This window comes from Marinomonas sp. THO17 (assembly GCF_040436405.1).
Lineage (GTDB): Bacteria > Pseudomonadota > Gammaproteobacteria > Pseudomonadales > Marinomonadaceae > Marinomonas.
Window position 1 is genome coordinate 2,921,070 of sequence record NZ_AP031575.1, and the last position, 17,881, is coordinate 2,938,950.

General features: G+C 46.1%; 25 protein-coding genes and 1 tRNA gene. 20 read left to right on the forward strand and 6 right to left on the reverse strand.

Going from position 1 to position 17,881, the window contains the following annotated elements; all coding sequences use genetic code 11:
- Positions 1 to 27 precede the first annotated feature (27 nt).
- Positions 28 to 279, forward strand: a complete 252-nt coding sequence (locus ABXS85_RS13920) for a YfhL family 4Fe-4S dicluster ferredoxin (RefSeq protein ID WP_353667123.1) — start codon at positions 28 to 30, stop codon at positions 277 to 279.
- A 98-nt stretch (positions 280 to 377) separates the two neighbouring features.
- On the opposite strand, the gene ABXS85_RS13925 is transcribed toward ABXS85_RS13920, so the two are convergent.
- The gene (locus tag ABXS85_RS13925; protein WP_353667124.1) at positions 378 to 1,499 is read right to left on the reverse strand and encodes an ion channel; all 1,122 of its coding nucleotides are present in this window, start codon (positions 1,497 to 1,499) and stop codon (positions 378 to 380) included.
- 7 nt (positions 1,500 to 1,506) lie between these two features.
- Positions 1,507 to 1,983, reverse strand: a complete 477-nt coding sequence (trmL, locus tag ABXS85_RS13930) for a tRNA (uridine(34)/cytosine(34)/5-carboxymethylaminomethyluridine(34)-2'-O)-methyltransferase TrmL (RefSeq protein WP_353667125.1) — start codon at positions 1,981 to 1,983, stop codon at positions 1,507 to 1,509.
- 121 nt (positions 1,984 to 2,104) lie between these two features.
- On the opposite strand from trmL, the gene ABXS85_RS13935 reads away from it, so the two are divergent.
- Positions 2,105 to 2,180, forward strand: a tRNA-Phe gene (locus ABXS85_RS13935).
- A gap of 205 nt (positions 2,181 to 2,385) precedes the next feature.
- Here the strand turns inward: ABXS85_RS13935 and ABXS85_RS13940 are convergent.
- Both ABXS85_RS13940 and ABXS85_RS13945 read right to left on the reverse strand, forming a co-directional pair.
- On the reverse strand, positions 2,386 to 3,432 hold the full coding sequence (locus ABXS85_RS13940) for a tyrosine-type recombinase/integrase (protein ID WP_353667126.1): 1,047 nt from the start codon (positions 3,430 to 3,432) through the stop codon (positions 2,386 to 2,388).
- A complete protein-coding gene (locus tag ABXS85_RS13945; protein ID WP_353667127.1) occupies positions 3,419 to 3,862 on the reverse strand; it encodes a helix-turn-helix transcriptional regulator in 444 nt (147 codons plus the stop codon). The genes ABXS85_RS13940 and ABXS85_RS13945 overlap by 14 nt, the downstream gene beginning before the upstream one ends.
- A gap of 138 nt (positions 3,863 to 4,000) precedes the next feature.
- Here ABXS85_RS13945 and ABXS85_RS13950 point away from each other — a divergent pair, with 138 nt between their 5' ends.
- From ABXS85_RS13950 to ABXS85_RS13975, 6 genes are all read left to right on the forward strand, one after another.
- Positions 4,001 to 4,291, forward strand: a complete 291-nt coding sequence (locus ABXS85_RS13950) for a hypothetical protein (protein ID WP_353667128.1) — start codon at positions 4,001 to 4,003, stop codon at positions 4,289 to 4,291.
- 12 nt (positions 4,292 to 4,303) lie between these two features.
- On the forward strand, positions 4,304 to 6,940 hold the full coding sequence (locus tag ABXS85_RS13955) for a toprim domain-containing protein (RefSeq protein ID WP_353667129.1): 2,637 nt from the start codon (positions 4,304 to 4,306) through the stop codon (positions 6,938 to 6,940).
- 483 nt (positions 6,941 to 7,423) lie between these two features.
- Positions 7,424 to 7,630 carry a hypothetical protein gene (locus ABXS85_RS13960; protein WP_353667130.1) on the forward strand — a complete coding sequence of 69 codons (207 nt, stop codon included), beginning with the start codon at positions 7,424 to 7,426 and terminating at the stop codon, positions 7,628 to 7,630.
- A gap of 134 nt (positions 7,631 to 7,764) precedes the next feature.
- Positions 7,765 to 8,028: a hypothetical protein gene (locus tag ABXS85_RS13965; RefSeq protein WP_353667131.1), complete on the forward strand. Its 264-nt coding sequence runs from the start codon at positions 7,765 to 7,767 to the stop codon at positions 8,026 to 8,028.
- 65 nt (positions 8,029 to 8,093) lie between these two features.
- On the forward strand, positions 8,094 to 8,357 hold the full coding sequence (locus ABXS85_RS13970; protein WP_353667132.1) for an AbrB/MazE/SpoVT family DNA-binding domain-containing protein: 264 nt from the start codon (positions 8,094 to 8,096) through the stop codon (positions 8,355 to 8,357).
- 28 nt (positions 8,358 to 8,385) lie between these two features.
- A complete protein-coding gene (locus ABXS85_RS13975; RefSeq protein WP_353667133.1) occupies positions 8,386 to 8,745 on the forward strand; it encodes a type II toxin-antitoxin system PemK/MazF family toxin in 360 nt (119 codons plus the stop codon).
- Positions 8,746 to 8,809: 64 nt separating this feature from the next.
- Here the strand turns inward: ABXS85_RS13975 and ABXS85_RS13980 are convergent, their stop codons facing one another.
- Both ABXS85_RS13980 and ABXS85_RS13985 read right to left on the reverse strand, forming a co-directional pair.
- A complete protein-coding gene (locus ABXS85_RS13980; RefSeq protein ID WP_353667134.1) occupies positions 8,810 to 9,553 on the reverse strand; it encodes a hypothetical protein in 744 nt (247 codons plus the stop codon).
- Positions 9,550 to 9,840 (reverse strand): ogr/Delta-like zinc finger family protein, encoded by a 291-nt coding sequence (locus ABXS85_RS13985; RefSeq protein WP_353667135.1) that lies wholly within the window; start codon positions 9,838 to 9,840, stop codon positions 9,550 to 9,552. Before ABXS85_RS13985 ends, ABXS85_RS13980 begins: the two co-directional genes overlap by 4 nt.
- Positions 9,841 to 10,087: 247 nt before the next feature.
- Between ABXS85_RS13985 and ABXS85_RS13990 the strand changes: the two genes are divergently transcribed.
- The 12 genes from ABXS85_RS13990 (at position 10,088) to ABXS85_RS14045 (ending at position 17,864) form a co-directional block, all read left to right on the forward strand.
- Positions 10,088 to 10,558, forward strand: coding sequence for a phage tail protein (locus ABXS85_RS13990; protein ID WP_353667136.1), 471 nt, complete (start codon positions 10,088 to 10,090; stop codon positions 10,556 to 10,558).
- Positions 10,555 to 11,289: a hypothetical protein gene (locus ABXS85_RS13995; RefSeq protein ID WP_353667137.1), complete on the forward strand. Its 735-nt coding sequence runs from the start codon at positions 10,555 to 10,557 to the stop codon at positions 11,287 to 11,289. Before ABXS85_RS13990 ends, ABXS85_RS13995 begins: the two co-directional genes overlap by 4 nt.
- A gap of 20 nt (positions 11,290 to 11,309) precedes the next feature.
- Positions 11,310 to 12,419 (forward strand): DUF2586 domain-containing protein, encoded by a 1,110-nt coding sequence (locus tag ABXS85_RS14000; RefSeq protein WP_353667138.1) that lies wholly within the window; start codon positions 11,310 to 11,312, stop codon positions 12,417 to 12,419.
- 1 nt (position 12,420) lies between these two features.
- Positions 12,421 to 12,873 carry a phage protein gene (locus ABXS85_RS14005; protein ID WP_353667139.1) on the forward strand — a complete coding sequence of 151 codons (453 nt, stop codon included), beginning with the start codon at positions 12,421 to 12,423 and terminating at the stop codon, positions 12,871 to 12,873.
- Between the two features lie 21 nt (positions 12,874 to 12,894).
- Positions 12,895 to 13,434: a glycosyl hydrolase 108 family protein gene (locus ABXS85_RS14010; protein WP_353667140.1), complete on the forward strand. Its 540-nt coding sequence runs from the start codon at positions 12,895 to 12,897 to the stop codon at positions 13,432 to 13,434.
- Positions 13,431 to 13,655, forward strand: a complete 225-nt coding sequence (locus ABXS85_RS14015; protein WP_353667141.1) for a hypothetical protein — start codon at positions 13,431 to 13,433, stop codon at positions 13,653 to 13,655. The genes ABXS85_RS14010 and ABXS85_RS14015 overlap by 4 nt, the downstream gene beginning before the upstream one ends.
- Positions 13,656 to 13,666: 11 nt before the next feature.
- Positions 13,667 to 13,909 carry a hypothetical protein gene (locus tag ABXS85_RS14020; RefSeq protein ID WP_113872813.1) on the forward strand — a complete coding sequence of 81 codons (243 nt, stop codon included), beginning with the start codon at positions 13,667 to 13,669 and terminating at the stop codon, positions 13,907 to 13,909.
- A gap of 28 nt (positions 13,910 to 13,937) precedes the next feature.
- Positions 13,938 to 14,264 (forward strand): putative phage tail assembly chaperone, encoded by a 327-nt coding sequence (locus ABXS85_RS14025; RefSeq protein WP_353667142.1) that lies wholly within the window; start codon positions 13,938 to 13,940, stop codon positions 14,262 to 14,264.
- 141 nt (positions 14,265 to 14,405) lie between these two features.
- Positions 14,406 to 15,872 carry a hypothetical protein gene (locus ABXS85_RS14030; protein ID WP_353667143.1) on the forward strand — a complete coding sequence of 489 codons (1,467 nt, stop codon included), beginning with the start codon at positions 14,406 to 14,408 and terminating at the stop codon, positions 15,870 to 15,872.
- Positions 15,872 to 16,183, forward strand: coding sequence for a DUF2590 family protein (locus tag ABXS85_RS14035; RefSeq protein ID WP_353667144.1), 312 nt, complete (start codon positions 15,872 to 15,874; stop codon positions 16,181 to 16,183). The genes ABXS85_RS14030 and ABXS85_RS14035 overlap by 1 nt, the downstream gene beginning before the upstream one ends.
- Positions 16,180 to 17,331, forward strand: coding sequence for a baseplate J/gp47 family protein (locus ABXS85_RS14040; RefSeq protein ID WP_353667145.1), 1,152 nt, complete (start codon positions 16,180 to 16,182; stop codon positions 17,329 to 17,331). The genes ABXS85_RS14035 and ABXS85_RS14040 overlap by 4 nt, the downstream gene beginning before the upstream one ends.
- A gap of 2 nt (positions 17,332 to 17,333) precedes the next feature.
- Positions 17,334 to 17,864 carry a phage tail protein gene (locus tag ABXS85_RS14045; RefSeq protein ID WP_353667146.1) on the forward strand — a complete coding sequence of 177 codons (531 nt, stop codon included), beginning with the start codon at positions 17,334 to 17,336 and terminating at the stop codon, positions 17,862 to 17,864.
- Positions 17,865 to 17,881: the final 17 nt, after the last annotated feature.

Genomic DNA, 17,881 nt, shown 5'->3' on the forward strand with positions numbered 1-17,881 from the left:
TAATGATAGTGATTTTGGAGAGAGTGAATGTCTCTAATTATTACCGATGATTGTATAAATTGTGATGTTTGTGAGCCGGAATGTCCAAATGAAGCGATTTTCCAAGGCGAAGAAATTTACGTGATTGAACCATCAAAATGCACAGAGTGTGTCGGTCACTTTGATGAACCACAATGTCAGCAAGTTTGTCCTGTTGACTGTATTCCGTTGGATCCAAATCATAAGGAAACGGAAGAAGAGTTAATGGAGAAATATCTCGTGCTAACAGGGCAACTTTAAGACTTAGATCCTTGTTCACTGCGATAAAAATGAATGAGCTTTTTAGCGGGCACTTTGTTGTTAATTGGCAAAGTGCCCGTTTTGTGTTCTGGCCTCATTCAAACGATAGAATTGAATTGGTTTGAGAAGAGTTGACGTATTCTGCTGCTTCCTGGAGTCGCTTGATTGTCGTTCACCAGAATGATCAAACCTTTTGCCTGAATTGTTTCTTTTGCGTTAGGGTGCGTCACAATGTCATTGTTTAGAGTGATGTAACCTAATGCTGTCCCCACGTCTTGTTGAATCAAGGTGGTCACTATGTCAGCCCAGACTAAATTTTCCAATTCAACGTCTAATCTGATGGTATGGTCTCCTTGATGACGAAATAAGTCTTCCAACACTTGCTCAGTTCCTGGCGCGATAAGTGAACGTACCAGCATTTCAGGATAAGCTCGAATAGGGCGAATCACAGCCTGCGCACCGGCGGATTTAAAGCGTAGACGATTATTGTCATTGATGGCTTCGGCTAGGATAAAGGCATTACTACCAATTTGTTTGATACGATGTAAAAGATCAAAAATCAAACTGTCACCGTGTGCATTACGGCTGTCGGGGGTTAATGCAATGATGTACTTGGCTTTATGAGCACCTGCAGATTCCAACATGCCGTCTTCTAAAGCGTCTCCTGTGTGATGTACCACTCCCTGAGAACGTAAGTTGACTGGTAAGCCTTCTGGAAAAGCTGTGGTTAAAATCTGAATGGGGGTGTCGGTTAATTCTGGTGTTTGGTTGATCTGATTAATCAGACGCTCAAGATAGCGTTCGGTATCGTATTTTGGTGTATTAATAATAAGAACATGATCTTGCATTTGATCCCACCTCATGCGGCCTTTTATGCGCATTTCTTTGCGCATTAGTCTAAGTTCAACGTAATCACTGGCAATTTGGGCTAACAAGGTAATGCCCATGCCATAAATCAGTACAATGGTACAGAATTGTCCCCAAAAGCTGGCGGCTGATAAGTCACCATAGCCTGTAGTACTGGCCGACGTCATCGTCAGCCAAAAAGCTTGCCACCAATTTAAGTCTTCAAAGAACACCATAGCAATGCTATGCACAGCTATGACGATTGCCAATAGCAGCAAACGTGTATTCAAATCATGGGTTTCATGAAGATGCACTTGCTGACGAAAACGACGGCGACTGTTTTTGCGTTTTAATAAAAGTCCGAGAGAGTTCATGTAAGTCCTATTCAATCACTTGATCTGACATAGCGTAGCCAAGTTGACGCCATGATTCGTACACCATTACAGCGACTGTATTGGATAAGTTTAAACTGCGTGAATTAGCTTGCATAGGTAAGCGCAAACGTTGTGCTGGTGGTAAGGCTTCAATAAATTCTATGGGTAGGCCTCGAGTTTCTGGGCCAAACACCAAAACATCATTTGGTGCAAACTCAGCTTCACTATGGGTATGACTTCCGCGGGTTGTCAGCGCGTAGACTGTGGCCGTCTTGTTTTGGTCTAAAAAGGCTTGAAAATCAGGGTAACGTTTTAGGCGAGTAAACTCATGATAATCCAAACCAGCACGACGCAGTTTTTTATCTTCTAACTCAAAACCAAGTGGCTCAATCAGATGAAGTTGATAACCCGTATTGGCACAAAGACGGATGACATTGCCAGTGTTGGGTGGAATTTCAGGTTGGTAAAGCACAATGTGTAACATGAATTTATCTCCTTGATATTTAGAGATAATACCAGACAATCATGGCAAACTAAGTTTTTATCGTATTTTTCAAAAAAAAGTATTGACCATCAAAAAGGTTTCTCTATAATACGCCCCACTTGCCCAGATAGCTCAGTCGGTAGAGCAGAGGATTGAAAATCCTCGTGTCGGTGGTTCGATTCCGCCTCTGGGCACCATGTTTAAGAAAGCCCGCTAGTTCACTAGCGGGCTTTTTTTATGCTTGGATGCTGTGGGGGGGTTGTTTTTAATTCTTTGATTTTATTGGTTTATTTTCTAATTTTTTGATCCTTTCGTATTCTTCCTTGAGACAATGTTGTCTTTCTTCTTTTTTTATCGATTTTTCTTTTTTGTCATTTTTGCTTTTTGCAGGTGAACAAAAGTTTAACTATTTTTTTTGTGTTGTATTTGTGCAATTGGGTTTTTAACTTTGGCGTCGGCCAGGTAGTCGGGGTGAAACTGTGCATAGCGCAGTGTCATGGCGAGGGTTTTGTGGCCGAGGATTTTTTGTAGGTCGAGGATGCTGCCTTTGGCGCGCATGAAGTGCACCGAGAAGGAGTGGCGCATGATGTGTGTGGCTTGGCCTTTGGGAAGGTCGATGTGGGCGTTGTTGCAGGCGGTTTTGAAGGCTTTGGTGATGCTGGCGCCAAACAGTTTGCCGCGGCGAGGACGATCTTGTTTGATGAGTTGATCGAGTTCTTGACTGATCGGCACGGCACGGGATTCGGAGTTTTTGGTGCGAGCAAATTGAATGACGCCGCCTTTGACTTGACTGTTTCTAAGGGTTTGCGCTTCGTTGATACGACAGCCTGTTTCCAAACAAATACGGCTGACTATATAGGCATCACGACTGGTACTTTGTTGCAGCTCTCTGAGAAAGCGATGGATTTCGCTCAGTTCCAGATAGCGTATTTCAGATTGTTCTAGGGTAAAAAGTTCTACTTCTTTGAGCGGATTGTCAGTGAGCTCTTTGAGTTTTACCAGTTTGTTAAACATGGCTTTGAGGTAGGCCAGGTCGTGGTTGACGGTATTGAGACTCAAACCGTTATCGAGGCGGCGTTGGCGAAATTCCATAAAACTGCGTGCACTGATGTTGTGGTATTCCGGGTTGCCCCACTCTTGGCAAAGAAAACGCAGTTTGGAGGTGCGTTTTACGCCGTCTTTGAGTTCCCGAGCAAACAGCATTTCCCAGGTGTCGATGAGGCTGGATAGGGTGCGTTTGTCGCGCTTTTTATGTGGGTTGAAGTCCGCATCGGCGGCTTTTTTGGCAAACAGTCCATCACGATAAATTTTAGCGGCTCTTAGGGTATCGTGGATTTTGCGGTGTAGCTTGCCATAACCCCCATCCAGTCTAAGTTCGACCAGATAGCGGTTGTCTTCCAGACGCCAGATGTGGTTGTCGGCTTTGGCGTTTTTTTTAGGGTATGCCATGTCGGTTTAGGCTCTCCTTAGCAGCGTTGGTGATGTCTTCCAAGACTTTTTGGGCGACGCCAAAGTCAGCGGGTTGGTGACTTTGGTAGTTATCCAGTTGTTGCTTGACTTGTTCGTCCGTCACTTCTTGGTATTTGTTGAAATCCGGGTTGCTTTTCTTCAATTCTTGCTTGATGTCTAACATGATGTCTGGGCTGATCTGACCAATACTGGGATAGCTGTTGCCTTGGAAAAACCACATCAGGTAGCGGGCGAAGCGGGGTTGTTGGAATATTTTGTGCAGTTGCGCGAAAGAGACGGTACCGTTTTGCTCAACATTACGGCAGGTGCCGACCGGAATATTTACTAGGTTCGCAAATTCATCTTGGGTCAGCCCTTCGGTTTTTCTCATCCATTTCAGTCGTTCTTTTACGAGGTCGTTTGAGGTCATAAATCACCATTTTTGGTTAATTTAATAAAATTACTTGTTTTTGGATAATTTTATAGGTTAGGGTTTTAAAAATATCTAGATTTGGCTAGATATTATATCACTATCCTAAACTGGTCAATTAATCGTAAGGAGATGACGATGACTGATAAACTTTTGGTGAATGAATCCAAGGCCACAGTAACCCTACCGATTGAGGCGTATAACGCTATGGTGCAAAGCCGCGAGGTATCGATTCCGCTGGTGACCTTGGAGAAATTTAGTGATTTAACCGGGTTAACCAACCGTGGCCGTGAAGGCTCTAAGCATCAATATGGGGTGGTCGAGGGCTTACGCCGCAATGGCTATTTGCCGACCATTAAGTTGGGCCGTCATGTGATGGTGAATTTATTTGCACTGCAAGAAGAGCTTTCGGAAAAAGATCGACTTTAAGAAGGCTCTGTTATGTCTGAACAACAATTGATTGATGATATTCATGCACGCTTAGCGTCTGAATTTGGTTTTAAAGTGTCTGGGCAGCATGTGCGAGGACGTTGCCCAAGTTGTGGAGAAAAGGAGGCATGGACCAGTGTGGCGGCGCCTTGGGTGGTTTTTTGTGGGCGTGCTAACAAATGCGGTGAAACCCATACCGCAAGAGCCTTGTTTGGCGATTTATTTGAGCATTTTTCAGCGCGTTTTCCGACCACGCCGGATGACCCCAATGCCACGGCAAGGGCGTATTTAACGCAAGAACGTCGCTTTGATTTGGCGGTGATTAAAGATGCCTGGCAACAGGGCTATTTGCCCTTAAAAGACGGTTCTCTGACGCCGACCGTACGGTTTCCCTTGTGGGGAAATGCCTATTGGGAGCGGGTGATTGATCGTTCGGCCATGAGCTTGTTACCCGCCAGCTGTCAGGGCAAAACCCATTTTAGTGCTGGCGCACGGTATCGCGGCAAAGGTTGGGCGGTGCCTGGGCAAGTATTGGAAAAGGGCGATCAGGTACTGATTGTGGAAGGAATTTTCCATGCGATTGCCTTGGCTATGGTGGGCGTCAAGGCGATTGCGGCGTTTTCTTGTCAAAATTTTCCTAGTGAATGGGTAGCGCAATATGCGCATTTGAAGCTCACTTGGGTGCTGGCTTATGACCATGATGACGCGGGCATCAAAGCTATTAAGAAGTGGCGACAAGTGTTGCAAGAACAAGGGTTGAAAACCAAGGTGATGCTCACCCCCAATAAGCATCTGGATTGGGATGACTGTTTGCGTAATCAGGCGTTTGAACAGGAAAAGTTTTGGTTAGATTGTGAATACCGCGGGCATTTGGCGGTGGCGGAAACGGCAATGGATTATGCTTTTCATCGTTATCGCAGAGGTCGCCAGAATTATATGTTGTTTGCTTTTGAGCACGCCTATTGGGTGTGTTACGCCGATGAGGTGCAAAAGGCTTTAGGAGAAACAGACATCCACAGCGCCAGTGGTCAAAGGGTGTTTGTGCAGGCCGCCAATGTGAAGAAGGTGTCCAACTGTTTGCCGCAGTTTCTGTATCAAGAAAGAGACGATGTAATGGGCGATAAGTGGTATGTCTTTAAGGTGTCCTATCAGAACAATCACGCGGATGAGCTGATCAGTCTGGAAGGCTCTAATCTGGAAAGTCCCTCGGCCTTTAATAAGAGTTTATTGAATAAGGCCGCCGGCGGGGTATTTAACGGCAGTAAAGCGGAGATGGACATCTTGCTGGACCGTTGGTTTAAGCAAATTAAGACCATTCATTCTATGCCTTATGTGGGTTATAACGCGGAGTTTTCTGTGTACGTGTATCAGTCGTTTGCGATTCACAAAGGACGAGAGATTCCGCTTAATGGAGAAGGCTATTTTGACCTGGGTTCCTTGGGGGTAAAAACCTCGATGAAGTCGCCAGCCATTGTATACGGCGAGCCCTTTACCGGAGAGTGGTTTGCGGATTTACAAGCGGCGTTTGGGGAAAATGGTTTAGTGGTGTTGGGGTTTTGGACGGCCACCTTATTTGTCCAGCAGATTCGTAAGCAGCATAAGTCCTTTCCTTTTTTGGAAATGACAGGGGAGCCCGGCGCTGGCAAATCGACCTTGATTGAAACCTTGTGGCATCTGTTGGGACGAGATTATGAAGGTTTTGATCCACAAAAAGCCACCAAAGCCGGGATTCGACGGGCCTTTAATCAGGTGTCGAATTTGCCTGTGGTGTTGATTGAAGGGGATCACATGGCGCAGGTGGATCATAAACAGCGGGGCTTTACCTTTGATTCCATTAAGCCTTTGTACGATGGTCGCGGCACCGGCACCTTGGGCATTGCCAAGCGTGGTAACGATACGGATGAACCCATGTTTAATGGTGCTTTGGTGATAGCACAAAATGCCTCAGTCACTGGCGAAGAAGCCTTGATGGAACGTATTGTACACCTTTTTTTCCGCACCGCGCCCTTGTCCACTCGGGCGCAAGCCATGCGTTTGCGAAATGCGTCTTTAAAGGAAATGGCGGGCTATTTGCCGCATGTATTGAAGCAAGAGCAGGCGTATTTGGCAGCCTTTTTTGCTTATACCGAGCGCTATGATGCGGCATTTCGCGCTGAGGAGGGCGTGGATCAAATCAAGCAGCGTTTGATTTTTAATCATGCACAGGTGATGGCATCGGTGGCGGCGCTGGGGTTGTTTTTTCCTCAATTAGAAACGGCCTTATCTCAGGTGTATGACTTGTTGTTGTCGCGTTTGCGTCAACGTCATCAAAGGCTCGCCGGAGACAGTGCATTATTGGAGCAGTTTTGGGAGATATTTCATTATATTGACGAGGGCGTGGCCACGGCGGACAGTCGTTTTGTGGCTGAACAGGCGACACGGCTCAATCATCATCGTCAGCCAGAACGCTATATTGCCATCAATTTGAATGACTTTTATGAGCAGTGTCGCAAGCACAATCAGCCTTTGCTGGAATTGCAGGAGTTAAAGCGTCAATTGCCCAGCTCACGGACTTATAAGTTTATCGAGCGCAAAAAGTACCGTTCAGCCTTAACGGAGAAGGTATCAAATTGTTGGTTATTTGCACGACAAACCTCGTCAGCAGGATGAATGCTGACCGAATTTGTCGGCTAGCTTCGGATCAGGGTAACTAGGGTAACATTTTGATAGGTAATTGATTTTCAATGGTTTTATGGATAAATAAGATAGCAACATGGTGGTAACTCAGTTACCCCAAAAACAAAGAAAATGTTACCTTTTGTTACCTAGGTGTTACCCAATTTTTAGTGTTAGTTACAAGCTAACTAATTGATAAATATGATTTTTTATTTTTGTTTCTAAGGTTACCCTCGACGCAGATATGGGATAAGGTTTTCTTAGGGCAAAGTAGATAGTTTGAAGGGCTTTATTTAGAAAACTAAATTGTTAGAATGCTGCTTGATGTTCTTATAAAAATGAATATTATCAATTAGTTAATTGGTTATAAGAGATATTCAATAAGTGATAATTATGGATAAAATGATAAAATCCATTGAAAGTTTATTAAAACGAACAAATAATCTAGACACAGCATAAATAAGTAAGGAAGTAGGCATGGATATGATTGATATTAAAGATAAAATCTCGGTGGCAGACGATCAATTGGCATTTTTAACGAAAGCCTTTAGCTATGGCATTGAGGTAAGTGAAAATGAAAGCCGTGGAGTAAGTCATTTTCTCAGCGCAGTGCGTGATGCGTTGCCGAAACAAGAATCAGCAGACGTTTTTCACCTAGAGACATCGAAGTCTTATTCTTCTTAATGGATAGCTTGGTGACGAGACAAGATCATTCTTTTTTTAAACGGTAAATCAGTTAGCGCCATAGTGCGTCTAACTGATTTTTTAATCTTCTCGTAGGCTTGTCGTAGAATCAGGCATTTATGTGAGTATTTGCTATGAAACAGTCCTATTCAGAACCCGTTGATCTATTAACCCATAACACGACAAAGGCTTTTCAAATAGAAGACGTTAATGCCCATTTAACTTCGGTAGCGGCCGCTTATGACATGCTGAGTTTTTTGCGCTCCAGTACCTATGAATTGTCCTATCAAAGAGAAGATCGTTCCGCTTCTTTTTATCGTGGTTTGAGTCTGTGTATTGAAGTCGTGCAGAACCAATTAGGTCAAGGCTTAGCGCCGTCAGAGGAGCAACAAGACTAAGCATTTTGCAATATGTATATCCAATGTATATACTTAGCTGATATTGTTAATATTGAGGTGAAGGTATGAACATTGATGCTGAAGTAAAAAAATGGGGTAACAGCCTGGCATTGCGCATCAATGCGGTAACGGCTGAAGCACTGAACCTACATCAAGGCAGTAAAGTGACCTATGAAATTTTGCCAGATGGTTTGTTGATCAAACCCGTGGTAGACACAAGCGCCAACACATGGCCTTATTCTGAGTCACAATTATTGGCTGGCATAGACAAAAGTAATGCTCACACGGATGAATTGGCAGCCCTTGATGATAGTGAATGGCTTGATTAATCCTATGAAGCGATAAAAGGAAACGAGAATGATGCAGAGCCATTATGTACCGGATCGAAAGGACATTATTTGGTTGGATTTTGAGCCAAAGAAAGGAAGAGAAATCGGTAAGTTACGGCCCGCATTGGTGTTGTCTTCACAGGTCTTAAATCGTCAGACAGGGATGATTATCTGTTTGCCGATCAGCACCAGTATTCGGGGTGGTATGTTGGAGGTCTCGCTTGGCGATGCCTTGAACAAACCTTCTGTGGTGGTTTCAAATGGTGTGCAAACATTGGATTGGAAACAACGCAAAGCCCAGTTTATTACTAAAGCAGAGGACCATGTCTATAAGGAAGCGGTATTAAAATTGGCCACTTTGATGGGTGTGGATCAGCTCTTGAGCTAACCCTGTTGAATAAAAAAACCGCCATATGAGTCTGCCGTTTGGCTTGCTCAAATGGCGGTTTTTTTTAGGCTTGTTTTAAGATGTTTGCCAACACAGTTTTTAACTCCGCGGTGGCGATTTTTTCAATCCAGACCAATAAACTTGCATCTTGTATCATGAGTTGCGCACTGACGGCGTTGGAGAATTGTTTGAAATCAAGGTACATCTGACTTAAGGCGGCTAATTCTTGTGCAATAGCCCCTTTGACCATCGAGATATAAGGGGTCAGTTGATCAAAAGCTTGTTGCAGTAAGGAATTCAGTTGTGCCAAGCTGTCTAGGGTGACGCTGGCTATATCAAAGGCTTGGATTTCAGCAATGATCTGTTCGAGCAATTGTTGCGCTTGATCCAAACTTTCATCCAATGTGCCGAAGGCACTGCCGACCATCTGTCGTATACCGCTGTCAAGGTCCTGATAAGCCCCTAATGAACGAATGGCAGAGGCCACACTGAGTTCATCCAAAAACTGATCCAACCTTTCTTCCACATGACTTCTCAATGCAGCGAGCTGTTGTTTGAACTCAAGCAGCAGTTTGCTGCCTGTGTCGAGCAAGAGTTGACTGGTGGTTTGACGAGCAGTTTCTAATTCGGTTAACACCTGGGTTTCATCTACTATCACGGGCGCCAACTCTGTGCCTAGTGCATTAAATTCGGTGTTGAGCTGGGTAATTTTCTGTTCAAGCTGATTAATTTTGTCTTGACAGCTACTGTGAAAACCATTGCCAGCCGCCAAGATGGCAAACAGTTGTTCATTGAGCAATGACGTCATAAGGGTTCTCCTAAAGGTAAGTTTTGTTGCTGTTCTTGTTTCAATAATTGTTTGGCCATGTCTAGTACATGACGACGAGGGGGCTGTACATAATGGCTGTGTGACACCCTAACCACCGAAGTGGCAAGGCATTCTGGGTTGCGACATTGGCAATACAAGTCCTTGGCAAAAATGCCATCCATGTCTTTGGTGATTTCGTTGCTGTACAGAATAACGGTAGGGGTATTGCAGTTTGGGCAGTGAACACGAAAGGCCATAGTTTGCGGATCCTGTGAATAAGTTGGCATTTATACATACTTTATCAACAATTAAGCATATATGCTTAATTTTCACTTTAGCAAAGTCTATTTTTGTTGTCACACCTTAAGATCCATTCCCACTCCTAGCTAGATAAATACCTATCTCCCCTGTGCAGAAAAATGCCGATTTTTGCCAAATCAGGTGTGGTCAAAATCACCCTGCTTGTTCCTTGTTTGGCCTCAGCTTATTGTCAAATCATCAACACCAAAACGAATTGATAAGAGCGACATCAAGATGGAAAAAATGACACAGCTGGCGAACTACCTAGCGTCACAAGATTTGTTTTCATCCGACCAGTTAAGCAACTGGATGGAAGAAGTCACGCTAAAAATTGGTGCCAAAGACGAAGGTGATCGCGTGTTGCTATATCGAATGCAATATCGTGCTGTGCTCTTGATTGAAAGCTACGACTACAACGCCAACTCCTTGGAAACCTTTCACGCTTATGTGGCCATTTGGCTGGCGGAAAATGATACAAGAAGTGATCTCAGTAGCCCACATCCCAATGTCGCGATTGATCTGTTAAGTGATCGTGAAGCCGATTTAGAACTGACTTTGTCCTTTGAAGAAGACATTTACATCAGTCGTTCTGATCAAGGTAGTTTGACTTATCAGAACGAAAATTGGTCGTTACAAAAAAGTGATTATGACGTTGCGGAATCCGCCACAGTGGAAGCCAGCGTTGCCGATGAGAGTTCGGCATGACAATCATGTTCAGTGCGTATTGGGGGAGTCAAGAGGCGCGTGAAATTGATCTTCACATGATGGCGCTGACTCCCCATCGTAAGCGACGCGCTATGGCGCAATTGAGCCGTGAAATCACCAAATTGGCCAGCCAAGGAGTACGGGTGAGAAATGCCTCAGAGCGTAATTTCAATTGGCGTGTTCGTAGATGGTCATGGCATCGAACATACAAGATTAGTAAAGGCTATTTACCTTATCGATACGATACGCAACGCAATAATTATCATGGAATTTTGACTCATTTCGGTGATAACCAATTGGCTGCTTTGGCGGAGAGTAATGACACTCAAACGAGCACGGATGGGTGGGATTGGAGAGACAGATGGGATCCCAGAAGAGGGAATCGCAAAAGTCGATCACAAAATTATAAAACCCGTGTTTTTGTGGGGCAACAAGCGTCCACAGTACAACAAAAGCAATGGTCATCCGAACCAACAAAACGCATACAAGCGCGACGCATGCAGCAGTTAGGGCTGCGCCGTGACCCAACAACACAAGACAAACGACCTGTTAGTCAAACATGGATCAGGCAACACATTAGTCAATTGCATGGCTTGAGCCTCTTGCTGGAACTGAATGACAGGGATAACGGAGCGCAAAGCGTGCTAAGCAATTGGTTACAGCGAGAGCGCTTTAGCAATGATCCGCAATGGGTGCGGGCAATAGCGGCAGCAGTAGTTGCCATTAATTAACAAACTAAGGCAGGTAAAACATGGCATTAGGTACAGTAAGCGTCAGCAGCCTTGATACTGGAAAGGGTGATTTTTCGACGCCTGAGCGTCAGTTTCTCTTCATCGGGTATGCAGGCAAAAACTCAGGCAGCACTTTGTACATTGACCAATCTTCGGATTTGGACGAGGTATTGGGTGTCAACAATAGCAAAATGAAAACGGCGATTGCCGCCGCGCGCAGTAATGCGGGCACAAACTGGACATGCGTGGCGATGCCGCGTGGTGCAGCGGGTGAATGGAAAACCGCGTTTGAAGAAGCAATGAACAACAATCTGTTGTGTGAAGCCGTGGTCATTACTGACGCCGTGGCCGAACAAGCGGAATTGGACGCTATGACAGCAGCGGCCAAAGACGTGGAAAACGAATACGGTCGTGCAGTGTTCTTCTTGGCAGCCTCTGAAGCGATGGATGGTTCAGCCACTTGGGCTACCTTCATTTCAGAATTCGATTCTCTACAAGACGGCGTGGCAGCAGAAAATGTCATGCTGGTGCCAGAAGTCTTCTCCGGCTGGTTAGGCACACTTTGTGGTCGTTTATGTAATGAAAGCGTGTCCATTGCGGATACTCCAATGCGCGTTAAAACCGGCGCTTTGGTCGGTATTTCAACCCTACCTTCTGATCAAGAGGGTGTGCAATTCAACATGAGTCACGCCAAAGCGTTAAACGATGCGCGCGGCACAGTGCCACAAGTGTACCCAGATTATGACGGTATTTACTGTTCAGATGGTATGACGTTGGCAGCCGAAGGCAGTGACTATGCGGTGATTGAAAACCTACGTGTGGTCAATCGTGTAAAACGCGAAGTGCGTTTATTGGCGATCAAACAAGTGGGCAACCGTGAAATGAACAGCACACCGGCGTCGATTGTTGCCAATCAAACTTACTTCATGCGTCCCATGATAGACATGAGCAAAAGCGTCGTGTCCAACGGTATTTACATGCCGGGTGACGTGAAGCGTCCTGAAGAAGGCGATGTCACCATTTCCTGGGCATCTCGAACCAGCGTCACTATTGCGCTTTTGGTACGTCCTTACAACAGTCCAAAGGCGATCCAAGCCTACATCGGACTTAACTTGAGCAACGAGGTATAACATGCAGCACATTACAGGTCTTGACGTTGATGTCATGTTTGGCACACAGCTTATCAACGTAAAGCAATTTACGGTCAATATTGAAGACGGTTCTAAGCCAGTTTCTACTCGCGGTGTGACGCATGGTTGGGTACGCGGTGCGGTAACTGCCAGCGGCGAAATGACGTTGGACACAGATAACTTCAAACTGATTTTGGATGAAGCGAAAAAGGCGGGTTCTTTCCAAGCCTTAGGAACCACCGACATTTCCGGCGTGGGTCGCACGGCGGATCGGGAATTCGAAGTTAAGATTTACGGCTGCAAATTGCGCATCAACAAGCTATTGGAAGTCGGCGGCGAAGGCGGTGAAAAACTGGAGCATACCATTCCATTTGACGTAACGGATTCTCGTTTCGTGGAAATCAATGGCGTGCCATACCTTGATAAAGATCACGTCGAAAGAATTGGCGTGTAACCCCGGTTGAGAGGAGCCACCATGGACCACTTTAATGCGGCACTGGCGGATGTACTAAAACACGAAGGCGGCTATGTCGATCACAAAGCGGACCTTGGTGGCGCCACTCACTTTGGCATTTCGTTACGCTTTATCAAACAGTTACCCGCTTTAGCGGGAGACGTTAATGGCGATGGACACATCAATGTGCTGGACATTCAACAGCTTAGCAAAGCCGATGCGGCGCAGATTTATCGTCAATATTTTTGGCTGCATTATCGTCTGGAGCAAGTGCAGAGCGAAAAAATTGCCATTAAATTACTGAATTTGTTCGTCAACATGCGTGGTAAAACCGCCGCGTTAATTGTGCAGCGAGCGGTGAACGACTTGTTGACCGAATCTCATCTGGTAGAAGACGGCATATTGGGCAATCAGAGCCTAGCAGCACTCAATCAAGTGTCTTCAGACGCCTTGTACGCTTGCTTGCAATACCAAGCTTGGCGAGTCTACCGGGCGATTGTGCAACATAACCCCAGTCAAAGTGTGTTTCTTAATGGTTGGCAGAGAAGGGCCTTTTCATGAACAGCATCATACTTGGTATTTTGAGCAATCTCGGCGCGACTTTATTGACCAAGACCTTTGGTATTTGGCTCGCCAAATTGGCGGCAAAAGCCACCAATACCATGGTGGATGACAATCTAGTATTGCTGCTCGAAGGCGGCCTAGAAAACGACGCGCAGAAAATAGAACAAGCGGCCAAAGACATTCTTAAAGAAGTGTCTGGACGCTTTACGCAAGATTAATAGGAGAGGAAATGGAATTGTCGCAAGCGACCATGACTGTCGTCATGTTTTTGTTGTCCTCGGTGACGGCAGGGTTGGCTACCTTTTTGACCTTCCTCTTTAAACGTACCGCGGCGAATGAGCGCGCCTTGATGCAGCACAAATTGGATGCGGCAGAAAAATACGCTCACAAAAATGAAATCAATGACCTTGGATTGCGCTTAGAAAGCAAAATCGAAGAGTTATTTAAAAAAGTCTACGAATCAAAACACTGAATAAACAACTTCCTTAAGGAGATATGACATGGCGCAAGTGATCGCATTGGGTGTGGGTACAGAAGCCTTTGAATTCAAAGTGACCAATGGAGAATACAACAAGTTTGTTGACCGTATGGCCAGCGGTAAGAGCGTACAAAGCGCGTTTAACTTGTTAACGGCAACGGTCGACATTAAACAACGTGCGACCTTAAAAGACCTCTTGGTGGATGAAGAAAATCAACCGCAAGCTAAGTTGGTGATGGACTTAGTGGGGGAATTAACAGACGCCTTTACCAGTGACTTGCCTGAAGTGGTAAAGCTGCAAACGAGCAGCTCGAATTCTGCCGACGCAATGGCTACGAGCAACTCGTAACACTCCGCCAACGCTGGTTGCCCTTCGCGGACGATCAGCCTGAACACCTCGGCCGCGCTCTTTGGTTAGAAGAGCGCGAGCTGGAACGAACCAGTGCCGCGATTGCGCGTGGCATCTCCAAAGCCTTTACGGGTAAATAATATGAACTCACTGGAAGAAATACAGCAAACCTTGGCGCTGTTGCAGCGCATTCAAGGTGTGACCAGCGCGTTACAGAAGCGCGTCCAAGCGGTGTCTTCACTTGCCCGTGGGGCATTGGATTCCGTAAAAACTCAAGGTCAGCAATTGTCTGTTGCAATGGACGAGGTACTAGACAAACTGAAGAGCGAGGTACAAGTCACCTGGCGGATCTTGGTTGAGCCCACATGGCAACCTTTGCCAAAGATGGCGATGAGTACACAGCTTGACGTCACCGCTCAAGTGAATCTCACACCTAAGCTGAATGTGTCTCCAGAGCTAAACATCACCCCCAAGGTCAATGTGGCGCCAGAGCTAAACATCACACCTAAGGTTAATGTGGCCCCTGAACTTAATATCGTGCCTAAGCTAAACATCGCGCCTAAGCTGAATGTGTCTCCAGAGCTGAACATCGCGCCTAAGCTGAATGTGTCTCCAGAGCTGAACATCGCACCTAAGCTCAATGTGTCTCCAGAGCTGAACATCGCGCCTAAGCTGAATGTGTCTCCAGAGCTGAACATCGCACCTAAGCTCAATGTGTCTCCAGAGCTAAACATCGCCCCTAAGCTTAATGTGTCCCCAGAGCTAAACATCACGCCTAAGATGAACATAAAGCCTGAGCTCAATATCGTTCCTAAGATGAACATAAAGCCTGAGCTCAATATCGTGCCTAAGGTGAATGTGAAACCTGAGCTGAACTTCGCCCCGACCTTAAACTTTAAACCGACCCTCAACATCGAACCTAAGATTCAGATTAAACCAAAGGTTTCGGGTGTTTCTTCTGTTCTGGATGGCCTGAAAAAATCCTTTAGCGGGTTGTTTGCTGTATTACGCGCTAGCGTGGTGGGCTTTTTTGGCATCTTACGTGTCGCCGTGATGTCGACCTTACCAGCCTTGTTTGCTTTCAGTGCGGCCTTGCTCGCTAACCCAATTACTTGGGTGGTGTTGGGCATAGTGGCTTTGGTGGCCGCCATTGTTGGTCTGATTGTCTATTGGGACCAAGTGACAGCCGCCGTGGGGCGCTTCTTTGAGGGATTATCGAATTTCGCCAGTGCCAACATCTTTGAGCCATTACGAACTTGGTGGGAGGAATTTATTGCTTGGTTGAGTTCGCTTAACCCATTTGCCTCCATCAGCAAAGGCATCAAAAAGTTTGCGGGTCTCTTCGGTTTCTCTTTTGGAGACGAAGATGAGTCCACAAAAGCCATTGAAAAATCCGTTATCGAACAAGAAGCCATGAATAAACAAGTGGCTTTGCCGGGCAATAAAACCGCGATGGAGCCCGGTCAGGACAACGTGATGCAGAGCATCAGTCAACAATTCGGTGGGCAGCAGAAGTCCACCAAGGTAGACAAGATTGAAGTGCACAATCACAGCAATGGTGTGCGTGGTGACGACCTGATGTATGAACTTGAGATGGTGGCAAGCTAATGGCAAGTATCGATCTATTAATTCAAAACGATGACCTAGTGCTGTCTGGCTTAGGCGAACCGGAATTGGTGTCTCTGTCCGACTGTGTTGCGCAGGACTTACGCCATATGATGCGTGAAAAAGGCTTCACCATCTTGATGGTGGGTGAGCGTAACCGCGTGTCTTTGACGGCCGCCGCCAAGGTCATTGAATTAGAAATTGAAAATGATTCCCGTATTTATCCTGGCACCGCCAGTGTGGAATTAAACGACGATGTGCTGACCTGTGTCGCACAAACCATTGACGGTGAATACATAGAGGTTTCCCTATGAGTGATTTTAAACAAGTACTGATTGACGCGGGTGTGCCCACCACGGAAGACGAGTTAAACAGCGAATTTAGCAAAACGGTCACCGAATCCGGCTCCACCATTTATAACAACTCAATTTACAGCCCGTTTTGGCGTGTGATCAGCAGCATTGCCACCAAGCCCGTGAATTGGTTGGTAGAGGCCTTGGCCAACCATGTGATGCCACAATTTTTCTTATCCACGGTTAGCGAAGCCTTTATTGAGTTATGGGGTGATCGCTACAACTGTACGCGGAAAGAAGCGCAGTTTCTTAAGGGCCGAGTGGTGTTTAGCCGGGCCGGACTTGACGGCGAAATTGTGATTCCGGCTGGCACAGTGGTGTACACGGATTTGATCAACAACACTGTGTATCGTGTGGTCACCGATGCCGAAGCCATGATCGAAGCAGACGAGTCTGGTGTTATCGTCGCGGTGACCTCAGAGCAAGCGGCCACGGCATACAACTTGGAAAGAAATTACTATAACCATTGTGATCTAGAGGGCGTCACAGTGACCAATCCGGAAAACTGGATTGACCAAGTGGGTGCGGATCTAGAAGACGTGGAATCCTATCGTCTGCGCATCCGTAACTCATTTAATACCTTAAGTCATTACCATACGGACGGTGTGTACAAGTATTTGATCTCCTCTTGGGCAGGGGTAAAAACCGACCAAATTTGGCTGGAGCACAATGCCCCACGTGGCCCAGGAACGGCCAATGCCTTTATCCTGTTTGACCTAAATGCACCGGCAGAAAGTTATTTGGAAACCATTAATCGTCAGTTATCGGAAGAAGGCTATCACGGCCATGGTGACGACATTGTGGCTTACGCCATGCCGGAAACCAAACACGATGTGACGGCGACCTTGTATTTCTCCGATACCTTGTTGGACGTGGAAAAAGAAACTATCAGCAAAGGCGTTTACAACGCTATTTATGCGGCGTTTCGTGGTAATTCCGCCTACGACATGACGAAAACTCAGCCCTATTCGCGCTTCTCTTTCACCCAGTTGGCGGGGGAGATTTTTGACCTGTTTGATGGTTTAGAAGACGTGGAGTTTAACCTCAACAGCATTGTTTCTGAGTTGTCCATTCCAACCCTGAACAGTATCACCATTGTGGAGGGCTAAGCATGGCACCAAGGTATCAATTGCCCGTCTGGATTCGTCGTGGCGAACAAGTGCAGAAGCTGCAAAACGCCCTTGCCACTTGGTGGAACAAGACGGAAAGCTGGATCAAAACGCCACTGGATCAAATGAATCCTGAAACCTGTAGCCCTTTATTGCTCAAGTACTACGCCTACCAAGCAGACATTGATCGTTTTACCGATGAACCAGACGACATGTTTCGTCGGCGCGTCATGTACGCCGAGAAAAACGCCATGGAAGCAGGTTCAACCACAGGCTTGGTGGAAGTGTTTGAGCGTCTCGGTATCGGTGAGATGCAGGTGGTGGAACGTGAAGACGAGGTCAATTGGGATGCCATTGCCTTGCTGCTCACCGACTCACAAATCGCCAGTAACACAGACCTACTTAACTACATTATTCAAACCTATGGTCGCACTTGTCGCCGTTACCAATTGACCGTGGTGAATGACATAGATATCGACATTCACCTAGGGGAATTTGGTTGTCAATGGGCGTTGGATGTGGCCAGTGCTTAAGCTGCAAAAAAAGGAAG